The organism is Peptoniphilus sp. HCN-40583, assembly GCF_037892835.1.
GTDB classification, from domain to species: domain Bacteria; phylum Bacillota; class Clostridia; order Tissierellales; family Peptoniphilaceae; genus Aedoeadaptatus; species Aedoeadaptatus rachelemmaiella.
The window spans coordinates 1-23,106 of the sequence record NZ_JBBKBU010000007.1; the positions used below are offsets into that span (position 1 = coordinate 1).

A 23,106-nucleotide genomic window follows, 5' to 3' on the forward strand; every position below is an offset into this window, starting at 1 on the left:
AAAGGACCGTTTAGGTCCTTTTTTATTCTTGCTCTTGCTCTTCTTCTTTCTTTCTTAATTCTTCAAAGAATTTTTTCCCTCGCCAAAGAAGCAAAAGAATCAGCCCGGCGGTTATCGCCAACACCCCTGCATTCATCTGCTTTACTTTCTTCGACACGGCAACTTTTTTGTCCCCGGGGGCGTTGGCGGCACCGCCTTCCTCTTTTTCCACCAGTTCGCAATTCACCAGTAGCCGTTGGCGGCGCGGGGGGCGCTTCGGGTTGCAGGTAAGGAGGGTCAGAAGTTTTCGCCCTTCGATGGGGGCGAGCTTTTCCACTTCCCAGGGCTGGATAATCTCCTGCCCCGCCACCTTGTACTCCAGCACCTTGTCCTTCCACTCCACAAACACCGAGTCCCCCTCGGCGAGCTCATCCAAATAGATGAAAAACGTAGACTGGTAATAGCCCCGGTGCCCGGCGATGACGGGCCGAAGCCCCGGCGACTGACCGGGCAGGTCCGTGCCCATAATGTGGGCCACGCCTCGGGCCAAATTTTCCTTCGACGCATCCATATAAATGGGCTGATACAAATCCAGCTTCGGGATGCGCAGAAACGCAAACACCCCGTCGGGATCGTCGATAAAAGACTCCGCCGCCACGTAATCGTCGGTGGCGAAAGGATCCACCGCCGCCACCTCGCCGCCGCGATCGGCATTGTACTTCTCGATTACCGGCGCCACATGCTCGTAAGAGGGCCCATCCGACGTCATAAACGCCTTGTACTTTGCCTTTTCAAGCAAAATCCCCTTTGACAAACTGCCGAAACCGTAAAGGGGCAGCAAAATCCCCAATAAAATGAGCACATGGCCCATGATCCGCATGGTCTTTTTACTGTTCATCGTCTTTATCCTTCTTCTTCTTCAAACCATAAAGGGCATTGACCCGCGCCCGCTTGTTGCGATACTGCTTCCATTGATACATATAAATCGCAAGAAGCACACCCAAAAGCGGCAGAGCAAACATCAGCGCATCCTTGAAACTCATGTCGACAAAAGGCAGGCCTCGATTCGACTCATCCACCGGCGGCGTGTAGGGAATTCGGTGCCCCCGCACCAAAAGCCTGTGGGAATTAATCATGTAGGGCGTGCAGGTGAGGAGAGTGGCGTAATCCTTCCCCTCTTCCACCAAAATCGGATCGAAATTCGACGGATCCACCGTCATAATCCGGTCCACCTGATAAGCCAACACCGTTTGAATGTTGTGGACGTAAAACACGTCCCCTTCCTTCAACTTGTCCAGCTCCCGAAACATCTTCGCCTTGGGAAGCCCCCGGTGGGCTGTGAGCACCGCGTGGGTGGACGGGCCGCCCACAGGCAAACTCGTGCCCTCCAAGTGGCCGCAGCCCTTGTCCAAAACCTCCATGCTCGTGCCGGCGTAAATCGGCAGGTTCACATCGATCTTCGGAATCTCCACAAAACCGATCTTCTCCGCCACCTCCAGCATGCGGGCATACTCGGCGATTCCTTCCTTCTCCTTTTCCGTGTAAGGGTCGCCGAGCTTCGAAGGGTCCAGGGTTTGGTTGTAGGCACGGGCAAGCTCAATCCGCCGCAGGATTTCAACATCGTCCAGCTTCTTGGCCCCCTCTTGAAACTCCTCAATCTCCCGATTCGCATCGATGCGGTAATAATAATTCGAGATCATGGGATAAATCATCAAGAGAAAACCCAGAACGAAAATCACCGCAAAAGGCCAAGTCTTCTTCTTATTCCTCTTTGCCATCCCCGGCCCCCTCATCGTCCTTGCCCATCACCTTCTCAAAGGCGCGAATGTCCGCCTCCAATTGCTTCAATCGCTTCTGATAACGCCAAGAACCATAGGCCAAGAGCAGAATCAAGAGCACCACGGCGATAAAGGCATACTTATACAACAAATCCTTCTTGTTGTCCAATACAAACTGATCGTCCACCGCCTTGTCGTAAGGCACCCGATGCCCACGCACCAAAAGCCGGTGGGTGTTAATGCCGATGGGCGTGCAGGTCAGAAGCGTGGCGTAATCGTGGCCCGGCTCAATCAACAAATCCTCGAAATTCGAGGGCTCCACCACCTTAATCTGATCCACCTCATAAGCCAGCGTCTCGGCAATGTTGTGGATGTAAAAGCGATCCCCCTTCTTTAGCTCGCGAATGTCCGTAAACAACTTCGCCGTGGGCAGCCCCGAGTGGGCCGTGATCACCGTGTGGCTGGAATTGCCCCCGATGGGAAGGCTCGTCCCCTCCAAATGGCCCGCCGACGTTTGGAGCACCTCCTCCGACGTGCCCGCACGAATGGGAATGTCCAAATCGATGGTGGGGATCTGAATGTGGCCGATCTGCTCGTGAATCTCAAGCATCCGGGCATAGGCCGCCCGGCCCCGCTCGTGTCGCGCCTTGGAATAAGGATCCTCCATGTTTTGATTCACCAGAGAATCATTAAAATCCCGCGCCAAAGCCATGCGCTTTTTGATTTCCTCGTCGCTTAACGCCGCCTTCCCCTCTTCGAAAGCCGACACCTCTTGGGTGGACTGCACCCGGTAATACAGGCGCGACACCTGGGGATACATTAAAATCAAAAAACCCAACACAAAAATCAACTTAAAAAACCAATTACTCTGCTTCTTCTTTGCCATGGACCCAATGTCCTTTCTTTAAAAACCACTATGTAAAGAAATCCCCTATCAGAAAGAAGATAGAGGATCTCTTGAAAGGAACATCCTTCCACTTGTATTTGCTATTCATTGTCTTTTAAGATCTTCACCCCGAGCAGGCCGCTTAAAAGCCCGCTTACGCTCATCATGAGGAGCTGCACGTCCCCGGTCTTCGGGATATTCACGTGCTTGTCGTCATAAGGCGTGGTCTTCCCCGGAGGCGTCTTGCCCGGCGGGGTTTTGCCCGGAGGCGTTTTGCCCGGCGGGGTTTTCCCCGGCGGCTTTTCCTGAGGCGTGTTCTTAATGATCAATTCTTTCTTCAATGAATCTGCGCTTACGGTAAACTTCACACTGCCGCTTAAAGGCGCATAGCCCGCAGGCGGCTTCGTTTCCCAGAGGTAATAATCCCCGTTGGGAAGGCCGTCGGCCACAAAAGTGCCGTCGGATGCGGAGGTAAGGACCATGTCCTTGCCATTCTTCTTCATGCGCATGTAGCCCTTTTCAGTCTTCTTCGTGACCAAAAACTGCGCGCCGGAAAGTGGCTTGTTGTCCACAGAGGACACCTTCTTAAAGGTCTTGCCCCCTTCGCCACCCTTGTAGTTTTCCACGGTCAGCTTCTTTACCTTCTTGTCCGTGATTTCAAAAGGCACTTCCGGATGCTTGATGTGGTAGCCCGCAGGCGCCTTCGTTTCTACAAAGACATACTTGCCCGGCGCCAAATCTTTGATCACAATCTTTCCCACGGCGTCGGTAATGAAATCCGCGCCGCCGGAAGGATTCTTCACCGGAATGCGATTATTCTTGTCCAGGAAAAACAACTGAAACACCGCCCCGGGAAGAGGCACGCGGTCCGTGGAAATCTTTAAAAGCTCCACGCCGCCGGATGTGGGCTCCGCCCCCTTCGGGTAAATCACGCCGTTGGAATCGGCGGGATTCGCCACGAAGGCGAAGGGGAAAATCGTCGTCGCCCCCTTCTTCTCCGCCACGCGGAGATAATAGAGGCCCCGATCCAAAGACAAGCTCAGCTTGCCCTCGGCGTCCGTGTTATACGACTTGTGGGTGGCGTAGGTGCTGTTCAGCTCCTTTTCCGTCTTCCCCTCCAAGAGGCGCGCCACATCCTGAACGGTTTTCGCATCCTTCAGGCCGCTGTCCTCCGGGCGCGTGCCGTCGGATAGCTTCCAGATCGTCACGCTGCGCCCGGCCACCTCGGCCTTTTTACCTGTGCGGGAAAAGTCGATGGTCAGGCTCTTCGTGCCCGTGGACACCACCGCCTTGTCGGCATTCTTTTCCGCAGGTGCGCCTACCGTACTACCTTCGGCCTTCGCATCCTTCGCCATAGCCATGGCGGGAGCAAATACGCCAAAAGCAACCATGCTAAACACGAGTGCCGCAAATACAAGCTTACAAAGCTTACTTTGTAGATTTAGCATGGTTCACCTTCTTTCTTAGGCTTGTTCAGCGCTGCGTTTTCTCATGGCGATAAAAGCACCGCCCATTAATGCGAGACCTGCGACCATAAAGATCATCGTACCCATACCACCGGTTTGGGGAATAGTTAACTTCTTATTGTCGATTTTTTGGGGATCAGCAGGTGTTAAGTTAGTTGCCGTTGGATCCGTATAGTAAGAAGTTTCAGTGATCTTAAATTCCGTGAATCCATCGATTAAACCATAATCGGCGGGCGCCTTCACTTCCTTCAGAGCATAGTAGTTGTTAACAACGGTTCCGTTTACCAGTTTTGATCCGTTCCAAGTTTTTTGGTTATACTCAGATAATTCTAAACCTTTAATTTCAAAGGCTCCTTGGTCGTTGGAACGCAGATAGATAACAGAATCCTTTAATTGTTCCCAAGTCGTACTGCTAGTTGTTGCTGTATAGATTTCTTTGTCCTTTGTTTTAATAGCAAATTTTCCGTCTTCAATTGCAGTTTTGTTTGCTTTGAATAAATCTTCCGTCCACTTCAAATCGGCGATATTTTTCCAAGCTTCGTCATTTGCAGGCTTGGTACCGTCTTTTTGATGTTTAATCGTAAAAACAGCATCTGCGAGGCCTGTATCGGTATCGGCTTCAACCTTTTTGAACAGCTTACCGCCGGTAATAACTTTCGGTTTTTCAGGCGGATTTTCTTCTTTTTCTTTGTCGCCGTCAGGAGTGTTGATAAACTTCAAAGTAACATTATTTTCAATTTCTTTGCCCATGATGGCATCTTCATTGATCTTCGTTTCGAAGTAGAGATAGAGTTTGTGTTTGGGATCACTTTCAAAATAAAGGGCCTTACGACCGGCTTCTGTTAATTCCAGTTTAAGAGTTCCGCCTTTCGAGTTTGCCGTAGGCTCAGTCAGCGTGTAGTAACTTTTCGGAAGGATACCCGTTTTATTCGTGGTGCCGTCAATGGTTTTCGTTTCAGCTTTTAACGCAGCTTTATCAGCATACGTACCGTAAAGAACCTTGGCGTTTCCGATGTACGATAATTGTTTATCGAGATCATCGGTCAAGTAATAGGTTTTGTATTCTTTCAGGTTGGCAGGAATATCTCCGGTAATGAACCAAGTAACAGGCTCGCCAACATTGTACGTTGCTTTCTTTTGCTTTAATTCATTGACATCCTTGTCAACTTTCGGCAAGTCGCCGGTGACGTTCTTGGGATAAACGTGTACGTTTTTCAGATAGACCGTGCCTGCGTCATGGGTCTTATTTTCATTGTCCTTGATTTCCGTAGGGTTGGTTACAGGAATGGAAATACCAAAGGGAACGGCAATGGCAGAAGATACATTGTCCGGTTTTTTGGATTCAACAAACCAATAGTAACCTTCATCAAGATCAACAGTAGCAGTCCCATCGGCTATCGTGGGAGAAAGAGCTACACCTTTTCCCTTTAGAGCAGGGTAGTTTTTTTCTACATCTTCTACAGTTTTATTCTTATCACTTGCCTTCTCTAATTCCGCTAATTGAGCTTCCGTAACCGGGAAATAGGTAAATGTTACATCTTTTAACGGTTTAACATTCGTCCCTAAATCCTTGTAATCAATTACACCACCATTATGTTTAGCGGGAACTTTGTTCGAATCATAGCTATCTGCTTGCAATTTGTGGATAGTTAACTTGGTCTTAGTCGGTTTTGTTTTGCTAATATCATTTGAGTCAATTGTTCCAATTGTTTCCTTAACAGCAGTGTTTGCCAAAGCACTCAGCGGCGCAAACACGCCAAGTACCATCACCAGTGCTAAGACCAGTGACCATAGGGTATTCTTACGTTTCATTACATTCCTCCTTTTTTTAAACAATAAATACATTTAAACCCCCGGGCCGGGAAAGCCCGGGCGCTTAAAACTTTGTGAGAGTGGGCTTCACGCCCCATTCTGCTTCATTCCATCTTCACATACATACAATGCTTGTACCGAAGGGACCGCATACCCATTACGCACCCCCCTTCGGCGCGGACGACCGCTTGCGACGAATGTATTCTTCCGCCGCCACAGCCGCAATCACCGCCCCGATGATTACAATCCATCTGTTAGGACCGAAACCACCGGTGAAGGGATACACGCCTTTGTAGTTCAACACTTCTACAGGTTTGGTCTCTTTATATTGTATCATGAGATCCTTGTTGCGGTAGTGATCGATGACATCTGCCAAGGTTTTTTTGTAATCGGCATAGGCCTTGTCGTAGTCGGCTTTGGCCTTGTCGTCTCTGTCGTAGTTCGCCGGTTTTTCGGGCGCTTCGGGATGTTTGGGATAGGTCTCGTCGCCGATGGAGGCCGGCAAATCGCCATACTTAAACTTGTATTCCGCTTTTTTGCTGCCGTTTGCATCGGTGATGGCCGTGGTAATCGTCACGGGATTTTCCGCCTTATCCGGCGTGGCCACAAGTTTCAGGACGATGGTGTCCGTGGTCTTAAATTCCGCTTCGGTTGTCCCGCCGGCGGCCTTATACAGGTCGGCCTTGGGATCGTGACCATTTTGCCAAGTGACATCGGGTTTAAACTCGGTGCGCTTGCCGTCTTCGTCGATGCGATAGCCCTTCATGGTGTAGTAGCCCAAGTCTTTGTAGTTAAAGAGGACATTGGCACCGGGCTTGTAGCTGCGCTCTTCGTGGCCCGGGTTAATGACCACATAGGCGTTGAATGCTCCCGTTATGCCGCCGTTCTGTTCACCTAAGACAAAGGACGTGTCCACATCGGTGCCGTAAGCTTGTTTCTTGATGTTTCCATCAAATCCTTTTTCCTTAATAGAGAAGCGATCGTCTTCCAGTCTGAATTCCTTCACGTACTTGACCGGGGGCTTAATATAGTCTTTCGGCGCCTTGGTTTCTTCCAAAGCGTAGTAGCCTGCTTTGTAAAGCTTCAAGCTGACTTTGCCGTCTTGGCCGACCGCGACGTGGTAAGGAATCATCTTTCCTGAATTATCTTTTACTTTATACTTTTCGTATTGACCGTCTTCTTTTTCCTTGTAGTAGACGTCGAATTCGGCGCCGGCAAGGAATGTCTTGTCGTTGGCATCTTTCTTTTCAAGCTGAATGAGCCTGTGGTTCGTTACACGAATGGGAACGCTGCCGTCTTCTTCTTCTCCTTGACCGACGGGATTGCCTGCGGCACCTTTGACCTTTTTAATGATCTTGCCTGAGGCATCCACCGTAAATTCCAGAAGGATGTCTTCGTTTATCGCGTAGCCGTTGGGCTCTTTGGTTTCTCTGATTTGATACTCGCCAGGCTCTATTTTTTCGAAGGTAATAAGGCCGTCATCACCTGATGTGGGACTTTGTCCGGTTCCCCCGAATTCGCCTGTGGTCGAATCTTTCTTAAACAGGGTAAAGGTTGCGCCGGCCAGGGGTTTCCCATCGATATCGACCTTTTCAAAGACCACTTTGTTCGCCGGGTTCACGGCGCGAATGGCGAGGGCCGCCTTGGCTTCGGTTTTGTTTTCATCGAAGTAGGCCCAGTCTTCCCGCGCGACTTGAACGTAGGGATAGCCATACCTGTTCCACAGCAAAAGTTGCCCATAGGTGTGCAGGTCTTTGGCTTTGGTGGGATCCACCTTGCCGCGCACGGTGACGATGTAGGAATCGTCCTCGCCCATGCCTTCGTAATAGTAGTCGCTGAAATCGTAGGTGTACTCGGTGATCTGTCTTCTGTCGAAGCGTGCCGTCGGCCACAATTCACTGTTATCGAAGGCCGGCACGGCAAAGGATTCCGGCATCCATTTTTTGATCATGTCGTCGTTGTTGTCTTTCAGCTTGTCGATGGAGATGCTGACGTCGTTCACCGTGTGATTGGCATAGAATTTGAACCTGGGCATAACGCCGCCGGCAGTTTTTTGCCTATTAATATAGTAGTACTGAACGAATTCTCCGGTGTTGGGATCCAATTCATAGATCTTACCGGAAATATTATAGTTGTAGTCGTAGACATTGTAATCGGGAATACTGGAAGTTTCCTTGTCGATGTCGTAGTGGACATTCAGAGGCTTGGTCTTAAGTTCACTGTCCTGCAGATCTTTTCCGCCTAAGCCGATCCCGACTCGAACATCGGGTGTATCCTCTTTGATCTCTTCCAAATTGATCCACGCGACGAGTTGGGTCTTGAAGTCTTCCAAGTTGTAGTTCTTGGCGTAGTCCGTAAAGGTGTAGGTGATGGTGCCTTCTTCCTTGTTGTACTTCGCCTTGGCAACGGTACCGACGCCGTCGGCAAAGATGTCCAAGTTGGAAATGGATCGATTCTTGTAAATCCCCTGCAGGTCGATGGATTTTGAGATCTTCACGGTGAAGTAATCTCCCGGCTGAATGGCCGGTGCCGAATCCTTGAGTTTAAAGTCGCTGAGTATGCTGACACTTTGAGCCTTGTGGGGATAAATGTTGTCGTCTGTCGGGGTGTTGTCATCCTCCATGTACTTTTGTACCTTGACGTCGGATGTTTTCAGGTCGATGTTCTTTGTAATATCTCGGGTGGGCTGGTTGGCATCTTCCGCATAGGGGTCCAAGGTCTTCCCACCGACGGTAAAGTTCCAAACCATGCCGGTATTCATGTGGCCCGGGTGGGGCGACCGTTCTTCCAGTCGGTAGTTGCCGATGCCGAGGCCGTCAAATTTCACCGTGCCGTCGTCGCCGACGGTAAGGGTTCGAATATCGTCCGCCGTCGCTTTGTCTCCGGCTGCCAGTCGGGTCAAGCGGAACTTGGCGCCGTTCGGCAGTTTAACGCCGTTTTCATCGACCTTGGTGACGGTGACTTCCCCTTTGCCCGGCTTGGTGTTCACGATTTTACCCATGTTCTTTGCCGTACCGGAGGTGACGAAGTCGACCAATTTGGAGTTCAGCTCATTGTTTTTAGCATCCACGTATTGAATGATGCCGTTGGCGTCTTTATATTCCAGCGTAATTTGACCTTTGCCCGGGGTAATGTTTCCTGTATCTTTATCAGGCTCCCCGTCTTTATAAGCGATGGTCATCTCGAGGATCGCGCCCTCAATGGGCTTGTAGCCTTCCGGCGCCTTAACTTCCATGAGGCGGTAGCGCCCGGGCTTTAAGCCGCGGAAGCCGAAGTAGCCGTTGAAGGCCGATGCCACATAGGATCCTTTCACATCTTCAAACCTGTTGGAGAGAGGCGCCCATTGTTGCAATTTGAAGACGGCGCCTTCCAAACGATTTTCCGCTACCTTCGCCCCGGTATTATTCCAGCTTGCATCGTCGCCGTCTTTCCCGTGCTTGGAGAAGGTAATGTTGTAGGTTTCTTCTTCGTTGGTAATAATCATGCCCGATTCGGAAATGGCTTTCGCTTTCGACGACGTATACAAGGGATTGATATTGATGCTGGTTTCGAACCCATCCAGCGGTCCCTCATATGCTTCGCCCCCCTCTTCGATGGCGGGATAAACCTTACCGTATCGATACTCTTGGCCGTTCCAGCGGACAACTTTGCTTAACCAGTTGGGGTATTTTTGGCCTTCTGAAAAATCGCCAATCGGCGTGTCTTTTACGATACCCATGGCTGCGTTCCCTGCTTGATAGGATCCGTCTTTTTTCCATTTTGCCTTCCGGTTGACTTTATCATAAGACTCAACTTGCCAGAAATGACGCTCACTGAAGAAGTCGAATTTAATGTCGATCTTCCCGTCCTTTACGATGTTGTCGTCGTAGTAGCCTTCCACGTCGATAAAGTAGACGCCCGGCTTTAAGTTCAATTGGTCTTCGTCGAAGCCCCAATCGAAGGGACGCCAACGGGCGGTGTTCACCATAGACACATTTTTATTGGACAGGTCGTAGGATTTTAAGATCGAATCCACTTCCGGGTTAGGTCCCGGATTCGCCACCTTGTAGGTGGTGCGGTAAGCCGTCTTGACGCCCGGGCTTGTGGTCGTGGGCGGTTGACCCGCGGTGTCGATTTCTTCCCGTTTCTTGACGGGCTTGATTTGCACGTTGGCAATATTTTCCGGATTATTCGGACCGCCATTAAATTTCCTGGTATCCAAATAGAGCCGTTGCCTAAAGGTCTTGGTTTCCGGATCGATGCTCACGACGCGGGAGGCGTACTTAATTCCGCTTGGCGTCGTGGTCAATTCTTTGACCATGGCCTTGTCCACCAACTTACCGTTTTCCTTCCGAATCAGATTCAGGTACGTGGAGGCCGTTTCTTCCGGCCCGATGTATTCGGCGATTAATTGGCCGTTTTCTTCTTTTACGTGAATGTTCCACGGCGCCGTGATCTTTTTATAACCCAGGGGCGCCTTGTCTTCTTTCAGCACGTAGTAGCCTTCAGGTAACAGCTGAGAATTCAAAGGATTGCCCTGCTCGTCGATAAAGATCAGTCGGCCCTTATCGTCGGACTTCGCCTTGAGTTTTTTGCCGCCCTGTTTTTCCGTCACGTAATCCGATTCCGTTTCCGTCAGGTAGAAGATGGCATCTCTCAAGCCCGTGCCCAGGAAGTTCCTTTTAAAGATCTTCATGTCCAAGCCCGTTTGCTTGTTTTTCACAACGGCCAGTTTGCCATTGGGAATCTCAGTGCCCGGATCTTGGGGATCGGGATTTTTGGTAAATGTGGCCGTGACCGTGACATTGGAGGCGGGCATTTTGAATTTGTTGTTCGTTAGGGTAACCGTGGCGCCATTTGCGGCAGCGACGGAAATACCGGCGAGGGTGTAGCCCTCATTGGCCGTCGCCGATACGGTGACCTCTGTGCCTGCTTTTCCCGAAGTGGGACTTGCGCCCACCGTGCCACCCGTACCACCATCCGGCGACGAGGATACGAGTCTTACGGTATAGATTTCCGGCGGCTTTTCAACAAAGGTCGCCGAAACGGAGACATTGGACGGCGGCATTTCAAAGGTGTAATTTCTCATGTCGACGGGAATAATCTTTCCCTGTCCGTCCGTGACGGTAATGCTTTGAATTTGATAGTTCTCTGCCGGCGTGACGGTTAATTGCACCGTCTTTCCCGCTTCCGCTTCAGTGGGAGATGCCGTTACCGTGCCGTTTTGCATGCCATTGACAGTTACTTTGTATTTCGGTGGCGCCTTCTTCTTGAAGGTGGCCGTAACGGTAACGTCGCTGTCGGGCATGGTGAAGGTGTTGCCGGTAAAGGTTTTTGTCTCTTGCGTCGCCGTATTAGTGACGGTGTAGTAGTCCAGTACGTAGCCTTCACTCGGTGTCGCCGTTAAGGTGACGGTGGTGTTTGCCTTTGCACTGGCCGGATTCGCCGCGACCGTGCCGTTTTGCCCTTGGATAACTTTAATCAAGTGCTTGCAGTTAATGTCGGATTCACTGCCGTAGGACTCGTCGATCCAAGCTTTATACGTACTATCCCATGTACTTGCTTCGGTGTTGGATCTGTAATCCGAGCCGAGGCCGATGCGCAAACCTTCCATATACGGTGTCTCGACTTCCACCAAAATCCATCCCTTGACGGTTTTTGGAATGATATTGGATTTTAGGCGGAATTTATTGCCTGTCTCGTTATTACTTATCGGAGTCCACTTGACGCTGGTAATCTCTTTCTTTGTGCCGGGATTATCGATGGATCCCTTATCCACTTGATAGACCTTAACCTTCGTCCAGTTCGGTCGATTTGTGGTGACATCATAGGAATTTTCCCAGAAATGGATTTGTATTTCGCGCGGTTTCGTACCGCCGGTGGGTTCGCCATAAATGAAGGCTTGTCTGAAGCGATTGTCTACTTTGTTGATCTCGAGGATCTTTGTGTCCATGGGCGCTTCGGTTTTCGACGTATGCCTGTGATTTATCCCTTCCGATCGAGCCGGATCGACCTTTTCCCAATCGCTCTCGGCGCCCACGGGGCTCGGGACGATTTCTTCGCCCAGTTCAAGCCCGCTATTGGCTCCGAAGGTGGTGAGGAAGTTGTTTAGCTGTTTGGTGGTGCTGATTTTTTCGCTTATCGGTTCGGATGCTTCCGCTGCAGTCTCTTTCTTTTCCGCTGCATTAGAAACATTCGCCGCATCTTTCGCATCTTCAGACGTTGCGCTCGCCGCTTCCGCTTCCGCCCTTTCTTTCCCATCGACAGCTTCTTCCGCCATGGGTGCTTGAGCGTTTACAGGCGCAGCTTCTTCACCGAATGGGGCGAGGAAGTTGTTCAGCATCATGCTTCGGCTCATTTGATGGGCAGGGGTGCCGGTGTCGGTCGCCACGCCCCAAATGGCCGATGCGCCTGCGGAGCCGTCGTCTTTCATAAAGACTTTGCCCTCTTTGGTAATGGTTACGGTCCACGTGGTGTTCACCTTGTCGTAGCCGGAGGCCGGGGAGGTTTCTTTCAGTTTGTAGGTGCCTTCCACCAAATTGTTAAACTGAATGATGCCGTTCTCGTCTGTGACGAGGCTTCGCTCTTCGCCGTTTTCGCCCGGTCCTTTCAGGCTGAAGGTGGCGCCTTGAATGGTGGCGGTATCGTCGGTGTCTTTCACTTTTTTCAGCTTAAAGCTGTATTTTTTCTGTTCGTTGGTGACGTCCAGGGAGCCTTCGGAGATATAGGAGCCGATAATGGCGGAATCGTCGTCTGTGGTGACGCTGTCTCCCACCACGATGTCGGATACGCGCTCGTAAAAGTCGGTCTTCCAATAGACTTTATTGTCGATCCAAAGGTCCATCCCGGTACCGACGCCGCCGCTTTCTTCCTTATAGGGTACCTTCACGTCGATGATGATGGGGGTGTTGATATTTTTAAATTCAAATTTCTTCCGCAACGGTTCGCCGGTCTTAGTCGTTGCGCCGGTGGTAAAGTCCGTCTTTTGCGTCATCGGTGTCGCTTTGTATTCAGCCAAACGAACGTCTTCCACAGGACCGGTGACGCGCTTGTTTAATTTGTAAACCCTGAAGTCTTCTTTGCTCGTGAGGCTGTTGTCGTGCCAATCCATGTTCTGGTCATTGGGCTTTTCTCTGTGGATTTCCACCTTGGCATCGGCAATGGTGTTTCCCTCGGGATTCAGGACGTAGCGCTGAATGACGTATTTCTCGGTTTTGTTGATGCCGAGTATCCGCGTCCCCATGATGTACGGGTCGTGGTGGTTGTCAACGTAGCTGCCCCACCGGTTATCGTAGAGATTCCAGCCGGTCAGGGGGCGGTGGGCCACGTCGACCCAATGGGTGTCCTGGCCTCCGAAAAGGGAATTCGCTACAATGCCGGGTCTTGTGGTGGTGTTTTCCACGTAGTTGTAGACTTTGGCTTTGTTGTCCTGATCTACGACGACGACCCACTTTTTATTCAGCTTGTTGTAGCCTGCCGGAGCCTTGGTTTCTTCCAATATATAGGTGCCCTGAGTCAGGTTATTGAATTGCACGAAGCCGTTTTGAGTGGACACTGCGGTCTCAAGAGGCGTGGTCTCGCCTTTTTTCGTGATTTTAAATTCCGCGCCCGGAAGGGGGTTGCCGCTTGCATCTTTTTTGTAGACCCTGAATTTCTGCCCGGTGGGCTTGTTGGGTACCTTTAAGGTGATATCCTCTCCGACGACAATATCGCCGCTCAAGCTCATTTCCGTAATGGTGACCTTGCCGGTGTTGCTTACGGCGACTTGCCAGTTTTGGTCGGATTTGGCGAAATTTTTCGGCGCCTTGGTTTCCACGAGGGCGTAGTTGCCGGGCTCGAGATTGGTGAAGTTCAGTTTCCCATCGGCGCCCGTGGTCCGATAAATGGTTTGGCCTTTTTCGTTGGTCAAGGCAAAGGTAGCATCTCGCAGCTTTTGATTTTCGTCTGTGCTGCTGAATTTTTCGATGGAGAACTTGCCCGGGGTGTACTTCCGGTTGACCAGTTTGATCGTTTGCTTATAGAATTTCGGGATTTCTTGGGCCGTTTGATCGGCTGTCCCCGTATTTCTGTTGACCTTACTGGCAAAGGCGGATTCCATGACCCCGTTGTACATATAGAAGGCTCTAAAGAGGTTGTACCACTTGTCTTTGTCGTTGACCTTAAAGGTTTGTTCGATAATATAGCCTTCATTGCTGCGGGTAATACCCGGCATGCTGATTCTCAAGGGTTTGTTTTGATCCAAGGTCCCCCAGGATTGGATTTTATCCGGATCGTAGTTCAGCGTAAAGCCGTTTTCCGAGTCGCCTACGTGTTGCCTCGGGTCATTAATGGCTTTTTCGTAGACCTTGGTGTAGGTGTTCGGGTCTTGTTCCGGACGCACACCGAAAGACAGGGGCATGTTCTTGTTATAGCGCACGCCGTTCATGTCTTTAGCGATGTCCGGCGACGTACGGTAGATCTTCACGTTTTGCAAATCGAAGGCGGGTTTGTTGCCGTTGGCGGGCCAGCGCACGATTTGCGTGTTGTTGCCCCCGAAGCCGGTGGACAACCAGTTGAAGCTCAGGGTGCGAGGCGAGCGATTATTGTCGGCCAAGGGATTGTAGTAGGCCAAGACGGTGAAATATTCATTTCCGTCGGCGCCGGTGTAGATATCCCTGTGGTAATAGGATTGGGCCGGCGACGAACGGCTGGTGTCGTAGCGTTCGTAGTCCGCTGTCACGTGGAAGTCGATGGTCTGCGTTGCTTTCTCAGCGTAGCTGATGTCGCCGGGAGCCACGTCCGGAAGGACCGTGGTCTTAAAATTGTAATCCCCGCTGTTTTGTGCATAGAACTTACTCGGGGTGATCCCGCGAATGTTAATATTCGCCGTGGTGAATCCACGTTTTGAATTCTCGTTAAAGACGTAGGTGAGGCGGTTGGTGGTGTAGTCGAAGTAGGGATCGGCGACGGCGACACCGCCGACTATGATCTTCGGTAAGTCGCTGACATATTGTTTAAAGTCCAAGTTCGGGTCGAATTGAATGGAAAACCGCGATCTCGGTTCGGAACTCGTTAAGTCGATGGTCGCCGAGTACTTTAAAGATTCGTAGCGATAGGCTTCCCATACGCCGGGCCGCTGACCGATGTCCCCGGGTTCGTTTTCTTGAATTTCCATTACGTTCTTTTTCACCGTGTATTTGACTTCACCGGGTTTTTGGGTGCTTTCTTCGCTATCAATATAGTAATCCGTCCCTTGAACGGGATCCCCGGCGCTGTTTTTATAGCGGGGGGTGTAGGTGACCTGACCGTCGTCGGCGACGGTAACGTCAAAGACGACGGAGGAGGCAAGGTATTCATTCGGTGCCTTGATTTCTTCAATGGTGTACTTGCCTGCAGGAAGTTTGCCGAAGTCGGCCACGCCGTACTCGTCGGTGTCCACATCGTTGATGGGCCGGTTGTTTTTGTCCTTGAGGACAAAGGTGGCGCCGGTGAGGGTCTTTTTATCTTTATCCACCTTGGTGATGGAGACGGATTGCTTTTTGAATTCCTCGTTGGTAATGGTGACGGTAGGGGTGTTGTCGCCATTGTTTTCGCTGTTGACGGTGACGAGTTGTTGCAATTTGGTTTGATTGTCCGTGTCTTCGTTGGTAAGCCAATCGTAGTACAGGGGCACTGATGCTTTGTCCGCGGCTACATCGGCGGTCACCTTGACCAAGAAACCCCAGTCCTTTTCGAAGCGTCCTTTCGGGAAAAAGATTTGGTAACCTTTGCGCCCGGTGTAGGGGTCCGTGACGTCCGAGGTGCCTATGATCTTCCCATTTTTATTTGAGGCACCGAAGACGACTTTGTCGAGGCTTCCAATTTTGTCTTCCACGGTTTGATTTTCCATGGCAGTGCGAATGTCCGCTCTTTCGTCGGAGGACACGTCGTAGGCGGTGACGTCGGTGACGTTCACGCCGGGGATGGAAATGGCCAGGCGGGTGTCTCTATCAGTCGAACCATTTTCTGTCGCTGCCCTCGGCTTCAAGTAGAGATAGAAGTTCAGTTGTCCGTTTTTGAGCTTGCCGTAGCGCATGGCGTTCATGTAGTCGGGCCAAGCGGGGTAGCGGTCGTGGTCGACCATTTCCGTTTTGTTGTCGCCGCCGGAGAAGGAGGCGTTGGGCCCGGTAATGTTGACTTCGCCATTGGTGGTAATGGTTACGTTCTTCGCCTTTTGATCCAGTTTGTAGCCGTCCGGGGCTTTGGTTTCGATTAAGGTGTAGGTGCCCGGGGCGATGTTGGAGAAGGTGGCCTTCCCGTCGGGCCCGGTGGTGGCTTCCACATTGGCGCCGTTGAGTTTGAAGCGGGCGCCTTCCAATTTTATCGTCGGATGCTCGCCGTCCACTTTCACAAGATCAAAGGTGCCCGGTTCGTCCGTGGTGGTTTCCGTGGCCCTATTTTGCATGTAGTGGTATTTTTGGTCCGTCTTCTCGTCGCTGGTGTAGTAGTTCAGGTTTTCGTAGTAGGTGTAGTTCTTTCCGTTAATTTTTTTGGGGAGGGGGCCGAAATCTTGCTCGATTTTGTGTTCGATGCGCGTGGCGGTGACGGTGCCTTCGCTGTCATTTGTAATGGCCCAATACTTGGCTCCCGGCAGGGTAATGTTTCGGCTGGTCTTGCCCGTCGTGTCTGCCTCAACCGTCCATTTGCCGAGCACATCGCCATTTGTGCCTTTGGCGATAAAGTCTTGAGCGGGCATGCGGATGTTGTTCGGCATGTCGCCCCACACTTGTTTCACGTAGAGGTCTTGGTATTTGGAAATGGCCACGCCGGAGACGGCGTAGTCTTCCGCTTTATCCGGGTTGGTCAAATTCGTATTCACTTCATAAACGGCAATGGTACCCACGGACTTCGCGCCGGGATTATTTCCCTGTTGCGGGAAGTCGCTGATGTTTTCGCTGCTTTCCGGAATCATTTGGCCTTGAGCGTCGATGCCGTAGACGGCCATTTGTGCCCTTTGAACGGTTTGTTTGCCTTCAAGCGTTCTGTTTTCAAGAGGCAATTTTGTATTGATTTTTCCCGGGTCTTTCGAGGACACGGCGTCGGTGACGGTCCAGGTGGCGGTGCTGTTCGATGTGAATTCGCCCATGACCGTGGTGCGGTTGTTCATGCCCACGCGGGTGGGAGTGGCTTCGCGAATTTGATCGCTGTTGTAGCCTTCGGGAAGGATGAGGCGCACGGCACCGATCACGGGTTTCGTCGTTCCCTTAATGTTTTTTTTGGTTAGTACGGTGGAAAGATCCAACATATAGGACCCTTGTTTCGTGGTCCTCGGGGTGTAGAAGGTGTAGTAAAGCTCTTTTGTATCTGTGTTTAGATTATGGTGCTTGGAACTTACAATGCCCAAATTGCCTTCTGCCGGGTTGTTGGAAAATTCCGTATCGGGCACCGTCGTATTGGTGACGGAAATGTTTTGGATCTCGCCGAGGCCGGAACCTTTTACCGTGGTAAAGTTGGTTTTAAGGCCCAGGTCTTTTACTAAGTACCTATCGGAAGTAATTCTTACGGTCCAGCGGATGCCGGCCATTTCCCGGTTGTTGACGACGGGTTCGCCGTAGGCGTCCACATTGACTTTGTAATTGTCGCCTTCTTCGATGACTTCGACTACATCGTCCCGGCCCGGCTCGATAATGCTGGAGAGCATATTGCCGTTGGAATCCACGACCACGGGAAGCAGGTCTTTGGGGGGTTTGTTGACGCCGATGCCCGTTACTTTATTTATAATGGTAAATTTCTTGGCATTGGGATCGATGTTTGCCGTATTGTAGTCCACATCCACGGCCATGGGCACTTGGATGTCTTCGGTAATATCGTCTTTTACGGTGTAAGTAATGGTGTTGGCGGTTTTGTTGTAGACCGGGGGATCCGTAATGACTTTTCCGTTATGGCTAAGTCGCTTTAAGGTGGAGGGGTCTTTTACCATGAGCTTGTCGTCTAAGTGCAGGGTGAATGTTTGGCCCTTTCTCACCGGCTCTTCTCCGTTTTTGGTGAAAACGTCGAAGCGGGTAAGGATGGTGAATTTTTTGTCTTCGAGTCCACCGGGATTCATAGGCGATGCCACGCGGACTCTTTCTTTTTCTTCCGAAAATTCCAGAGCCATTTCTTTGCTCTTGGCCTCGTCTTCGATCAAAGGCTTCGGTGCCTTTTCTTCCGACACCTCCACATCGGCGGCATTACCTTCAACGCCTTGTTTCGGCGCAGCTTGGGCCGGGGCATTTTGCGCGGGGCGCGCAGGGCTTTTTCTCGGCGTGTAGTAGTAGCCGTCGTCGTCGGGATCGATAAATTCCGGCAGTCGGTTGTCGTGGTTTTGATCGGGATCGATCCTATTTCCGTCGGGTGGGATGTATGCCTCGTCGCTTACGGTGGCGCGATTATTGTTTCCGGATCGCGCTTCGACGACGCCGGGTGCCACCACTTCCAGGATCATAATAAGGGCCATTAAAAGGCTCGCGACGCGTTTCAGTGCAGTTTTCATATGTGTTCCTCCCCGTTTCTTGTGCTCGTTTATGTACAAATGATCTGAAATCATTTTCTTCCTATTATTTATAATTACTATAATAAACCATAAAAATCAAAAAAACAATGGAATAGTCCACCAACTACATACTCTTTATGATTTTTTTCCAAAAAAAATTTTTTGAGAGGCGGAAAATTAAATTTTTCTCTTGTTTTTTAATTCTAACGCACCTTTTCAGACTTTTTTTCTCTGTGGTACAATTATGTTACGCGGCGGGTAAATATATATAATGGAAGGAAAGGGGGCGATTGTGTGGCAAGGCAGTACACGAAGGAATTGATTAAGGGGGAGTTTTTGACTCTTCTGGAGGAAAAAAATTTTCATTCGATTACCATCGCCCAATTGGCGGCTCGATGCGAGATCAGCCGAAACACGTTTTACTACCATTACGACGATATTTACTCTTTGGTGAAGGAGATTTGGGCCGACGAGTTGGTGAAGGTGGATGCGGAATTCAACGCCACGCTCTCTTGGGAGGAGGGGCTTTTGCACGCGGTGTCTTTTCTTTTGGAAAACAAGCGGGCGGCGCAGAATCTGTTTCAGTCCATCGACAAGAAGGACAGGGACGCGTATCTTTTCGAATTGTGCGACTCGGTGATGACGCGCTATGTGGATTCTGTGTGCGAGGCGAAGGGGATTCGGGCGAAGGCCGAGGACAAGCGGCTGGTGACGGATTTTTACCGGGCGGCGCTTGTGGGCCTTTTGGATAAGTGGGTGCAGGAGGGGATGCAGGCTTCTCCGAGTGCGGTGATTTTTCGCATCGGACGCTTGTTCGACGGCAATATTGAGCGCTCGCTGAAGATCAGTGAATCCTTAAGTGAGTAATGTGGTGTACAGGGCTTTCTTCGGGAAGGTTTTGTACACTTTTTTTGTTTTGTCCTAATCTGTTGCAATTTTCTCTTCATGTCCAAGTTTCGGACAAAGGGGCTGTTTTAACCGTTGTCACCTTCTTTTTCTCTTTGTATCATGAAATCAATGAAACAAGGGAGGAATGATTTATGAAGATTAAAACGTTTGACGAACGGTTGAAGCTGGGCAACGGGGATTACGACCGCCTGGTGAATTCCAGAAAGCCCGCGGGGATCGACGACAAAAAGGCCTACATCGTGGGCACGGGAATCGCGGGGCTGTCTGCGGCGGGCTTTTTGATTAAGGACGCGAAGATGGATCCGTCGAAGATTGTGTTTTTGGAAAAAGATTCCATTGCCGGCGGCGCCCTGGACGGGAAGCTTCTCTCGGATCTGGGCTATGTGGCTCGGGGCGGCCGGGAAACGGGGCATCATTTCGAGGTGCTTTGGGATCTGTTGAGCGTGATTCCTTCGCGTGAAGATCCGAACATGTCCATTCTCGACGATTTGTATTACACGAATTTGGACGATCCGAATTTCAGCCACTGCCGCGTCACGAAGAATCGTGGGGAGCGCGATGACAACGGGAAGTTTAATCTTTCCAATGACGTGATTAAGGAGATTCTCCACTTGGTCATGACGCCGGATGAAAAGCTGGAAGGTGTGTCCGTGGAAGAGGTGTTCAGCGACGAGTTTTTGGAAAGTGATTTCTGGACGTTCTACCGCACCATGTTTGCCTTTGAAAATTGGCATTCGGTTTTGGAATTGAAGCTTTACATCAATCGCTTTATTCACCACGTGGCCGGTCTGCCGGATTTATCGGCCCTGCAATTTACCCGCTACGACCAATATGAATCCATTGTGGTGCCCATGATGGATTGGCTCAAGGCCAAGGGCGTGTGCACGGAATACAATTGCGACGTGCTGGATGTGGAATTTGATCTGGCGGAAAACAAAAAGACGGCGACGAAGATCGTGGCCGTGGATGCGGTGAGCGGCGCGGACAAATCCATTGCCCTCACGGAAAATGATTTGCTCTTTATCACCACCGGATCTTTGGTGGAATCCTCCGCCTACGGATCCAACGACACGGCGCCGGATCTTGCCATCGACGAGGAAAAGAGCTTCCGTCTGTGGAAGGCCATCGCGAAGAAGTCGCCTGAATTCGGACGGCCCGAGGTGTTTGCATCGGACATCGCCAAGTCCAATTGGGAATCGGCCACGGTGACGGTAAAGAGCAAGGCCATCGCCAAGTACATCGAAGCCATTACCAAGCGCAGCCCCTACACGGGCAAGGTTGTAACCGGGGGGATTGTGACGGCGCGGGATTCGTCCTGGCTCATGAGCTGGACGATTAACCGCCAGGGCCAATACATCGGCCAACCGGAAGATGAAATCGCCGTGTGGGTCTACGGTCTGTTTACGGACAAGGAAGGCGATTATGTGAAGAAGCCCATGAAGGCCTGCACCGGGGAAGAGATCGCCAAGGAATGGCTCTACCACATCGGCGTGCCGGAAGATGAAATCGACGGGCTGGCGAAGGACACTTCCACCATTCCCGTGTTTATGCCCTACATTACGGCGCAGTTTATGCCGCGAAGCTTCGGCGATCGACCCTATGTGGTGCCGAAGCACGCCGTGAACTTTGCCTTCTTGGGGCAATTTGTCGAAACCCTGGACGATCCCGGCCGCGACACGGTGTTTACCACGGAATATTCCGCCCGCTGCGCCATGGAAGCCGTGTATGTGCTCACGGGGGTTGAAAAATGCGTGCCCGAAGTGTTCGCCTCCCGCTACGATATGCGCTACCTCCTCGCCGGCATCAGCGCCCTGAACGACGGGGAAAAACCCAAGCTCAATCTGCCCATGGAGATTATGCTGAAGATTGCTGAGAGAATCGGCGGGACCGAGGTGGAAAATATGCTGAAGGAATATAATTTAATATAGGAAAGAAAAGAAAGAGCCGACGGGAAATCGGCTCTTTCTTTTTATGGGGAAGGAGGATTTTCTTGTTTTTTTCGTGTACCTTCTTTCAACCCTTCCTTTCCGGGGGAGGGAAAAAGGGCGTTGCGATTTCATGACCTATCCCGACGAGGGTCGCGAGTCGTTGGAAGGTCAGATGCAGTCTTACACCGTTTCGGGGAGGCGAAGCCTTCACGAAACGGATGTATAGTTGTACGCCCTCTGATCCTCAAGGCGGGGTGCTGATCTTCAAAATGCGGAGCGAACGTAATTAAATCAAGTTACTTCTATTGCTAAAAACACCTTTCTTTTACGGCTCCGAAACCCGGGGAAGGGGCCAGGGCGTTGCGATTCGCCCTCTGCCCCTTCCCCGGGGCCCCAACCCCTTCGACCCCCAACGCCTTTTAGCAGTGCAAATGCCTGACGGCATTTGATTTGTATTGGGCTTCTTCGCTTTTGAGTGATTTTTATTTGGGCGAAGATACTTTTTCGCCAATAAGAATTCTTTGCCCAATTCACTTTCTTTCATCGGCGACAACGCCCAACAGGAATTGCTCCGTGTCTTTGTCCTTCCTCAGGCGTGATTAATGAAGACAAGGCGCGAAAAATAAATCGCGGACATTAAAAAACCATGGGCCATTTACCCATGGTTTTTTGTTTTTCTCTTATCTTGCTTTGTAAGCTTTCAATCCTTCGTCGAGGATGTGCATGGCTTTTCTCAAAGCATCGACGTTTAATACGTAAGCCAAACGTACTTGGCTCATGTAGTCTTCGCTGTGTTCGTAGAAACCTGCGGCGGGAGCCATCATTAAGGTTTCGCCGTCGACGTCGAATTCTTCAAGCAACCAGCGGCAGAAGTCTTCGGCATCGTCAACGGGCAGGTCGGCTACGGTGTAGAAGGCGCCGCCGGCCATGTTGCATTTCACGCCGTCGATTTTGTTTAATTCTTCGACGATGACGTCGCGGCGTTCTTGATAGATTTCGGAGATTTGATCCAGGTAGGAATCGTCGATTTCATAGAGGGCTGCGGCACCGATCATGTCCACGGTGGGGCAAGCCAGACGTGCAGTGGCCAGCTTGTTGGCGGCGGCGATGAAATCTTTGTTCATGCAGGCCAGGTTACCGATACGTGCGCCGCAACCGCTGAAGCGTTTGGAGATGGAGTCTTGAAGGATCAGGCGATCTTGGATGCGTTCGATGGTACCGAAGCTGTGGAATTTTTTGCCGTCGAAGATGAATTCGCGGTAAAGTTCTTCAGCGATGATCCAAAGGTTGTGATCGATGGCGATGTCGGCGATCATTTCGATTTCTTCTTGGGTGTAGACGGCACCGGTGGGGTTGCCGGGGTTGGCCAAGAGGATGGCTTTGGTTTTGTCGGTAATCTTCGATTCGATGACTTCTCTCGAGGGGAGGTGGAAGTCGTCTTCTACGACGGTGGGGAAGGTGGTTACCGTGGTGGAGGTTTCGATGAAGTAAGAAAGGTAGTTGGTGTAGTAGGGTTCGCAGGTAAGGATTTCATCGCCTACGTCGGTAATGGCGAGCAGGGTGAAAAGAAGGGCTTCGGAGCCGCCTGCGGTGACGACGATGTCATCGGCGGTCATGGGGGTGTCTCTGCGTTGGTAGTATTTTGCCATGCCTTCACGAAGTTCGGGAAGCCCCGGAGAGGGTGCATAGCTTAATACTTTCATGTCGATGTTTTTAATGGCATCGAAGAATTCTTGCGGGGTTTCAACGTCCGGTGCGCCGATGTTCAGGTGATAAACTTTTTTGCCCGCTTCTTTCGCCTTGTTGGCGTAGGGGGTCAGTTTACGAATGGCACTATAGGGCATGGACTCGATACGATTGGATAATTTCATAATTGTCT

General features: G+C 51.0%; 9 protein-coding genes. 2 read left to right on the forward strand and 7 right to left on the reverse strand.

What is annotated here, in order from left to right; all coding sequences use genetic code 11:
* Positions 1–22: 22 nt before the first annotated feature.
* The 6 genes from WKT05_RS03405 to WKT05_RS03430 all read right to left on the reverse strand — a co-directional run bounded on the left by WKT05_RS03405 (position 23) and on the right by WKT05_RS03430 (position 18,390).
* Entirely contained in the window at positions 23–877 is an 855-nt protein-coding gene (locus WKT05_RS03405; RefSeq protein WP_340412906.1) for a class C sortase, read from the reverse strand.
* On the reverse strand, positions 867–1,757 hold the full coding sequence (locus WKT05_RS03410; protein WP_340412907.1) for a class C sortase: 891 nt from the start codon (positions 1,755–1,757) through the stop codon (positions 867–869). Before WKT05_RS03410 ends, WKT05_RS03405 begins: the two co-directional genes overlap by 11 nt.
* Positions 1,741–2,643, reverse strand: a complete 903-nt coding sequence (locus WKT05_RS03415) for a class C sortase (protein WP_340412908.1) — start codon at positions 2,641–2,643, stop codon at positions 1,741–1,743. The genes WKT05_RS03410 and WKT05_RS03415 overlap by 17 nt, the downstream gene beginning before the upstream one ends.
* 101 nt (positions 2,644–2,744) lie before the next feature.
* On the reverse strand, positions 2,745–4,091 hold the full coding sequence (locus tag WKT05_RS03420; protein WP_340412909.1) for an MSCRAMM family protein: 1,347 nt from the start codon (positions 4,089–4,091) through the stop codon (positions 2,745–2,747).
* 15 nt (positions 4,092–4,106) lie between these two features.
* The gene (locus WKT05_RS03425) at positions 4,107–5,921 is read right to left on the reverse strand and encodes a SpaH/EbpB family LPXTG-anchored major pilin (RefSeq protein WP_340412911.1); all 1,815 of its coding nucleotides are present in this window, start codon (positions 5,919–5,921) and stop codon (positions 4,107–4,109) included.
* 157 nt (positions 5,922–6,078) lie between these two features.
* Positions 6,079–18,390 (reverse strand): SpaA isopeptide-forming pilin-related protein, encoded by a 12,312-nt coding sequence (locus WKT05_RS03430; RefSeq protein ID WP_340412912.1) that lies wholly within the window; start codon positions 18,388–18,390, stop codon positions 6,079–6,081.
* 294 nt (positions 18,391–18,684) lie between these two features.
* On the opposite strand from WKT05_RS03430, the gene WKT05_RS03435 reads away from it, so the two are divergent.
* Together WKT05_RS03435 and WKT05_RS03440 are read left to right on the forward strand one after the other, a co-directional pair.
* Positions 18,685–19,257, forward strand: coding sequence for a TetR-like C-terminal domain-containing protein (locus WKT05_RS03435; RefSeq protein WP_340412913.1), 573 nt, complete (start codon positions 18,685–18,687; stop codon positions 19,255–19,257).
* Positions 19,258–19,430: 173 nt separating this feature from the next.
* Positions 19,431–21,227 carry an oleate hydratase gene (locus tag WKT05_RS03440; protein WP_340412914.1) on the forward strand — a complete coding sequence of 599 codons (1,797 nt, stop codon included), beginning with the start codon at positions 19,431–19,433 and terminating at the stop codon, positions 21,225–21,227.
* A gap of 680 nt (positions 21,228–21,907) precedes the next feature.
* On the opposite strand, the gene WKT05_RS03445 is transcribed toward WKT05_RS03440, so the two are convergent.
* The gene (locus tag WKT05_RS03445) at positions 21,908–23,098 is read right to left on the reverse strand and encodes a pyridoxal phosphate-dependent aminotransferase (protein ID WP_340412915.1); all 1,191 of its coding nucleotides are present in this window, start codon (positions 23,096–23,098) and stop codon (positions 21,908–21,910) included.
* Between the last annotated feature and the right edge of the window lie 8 nt (positions 23,099–23,106).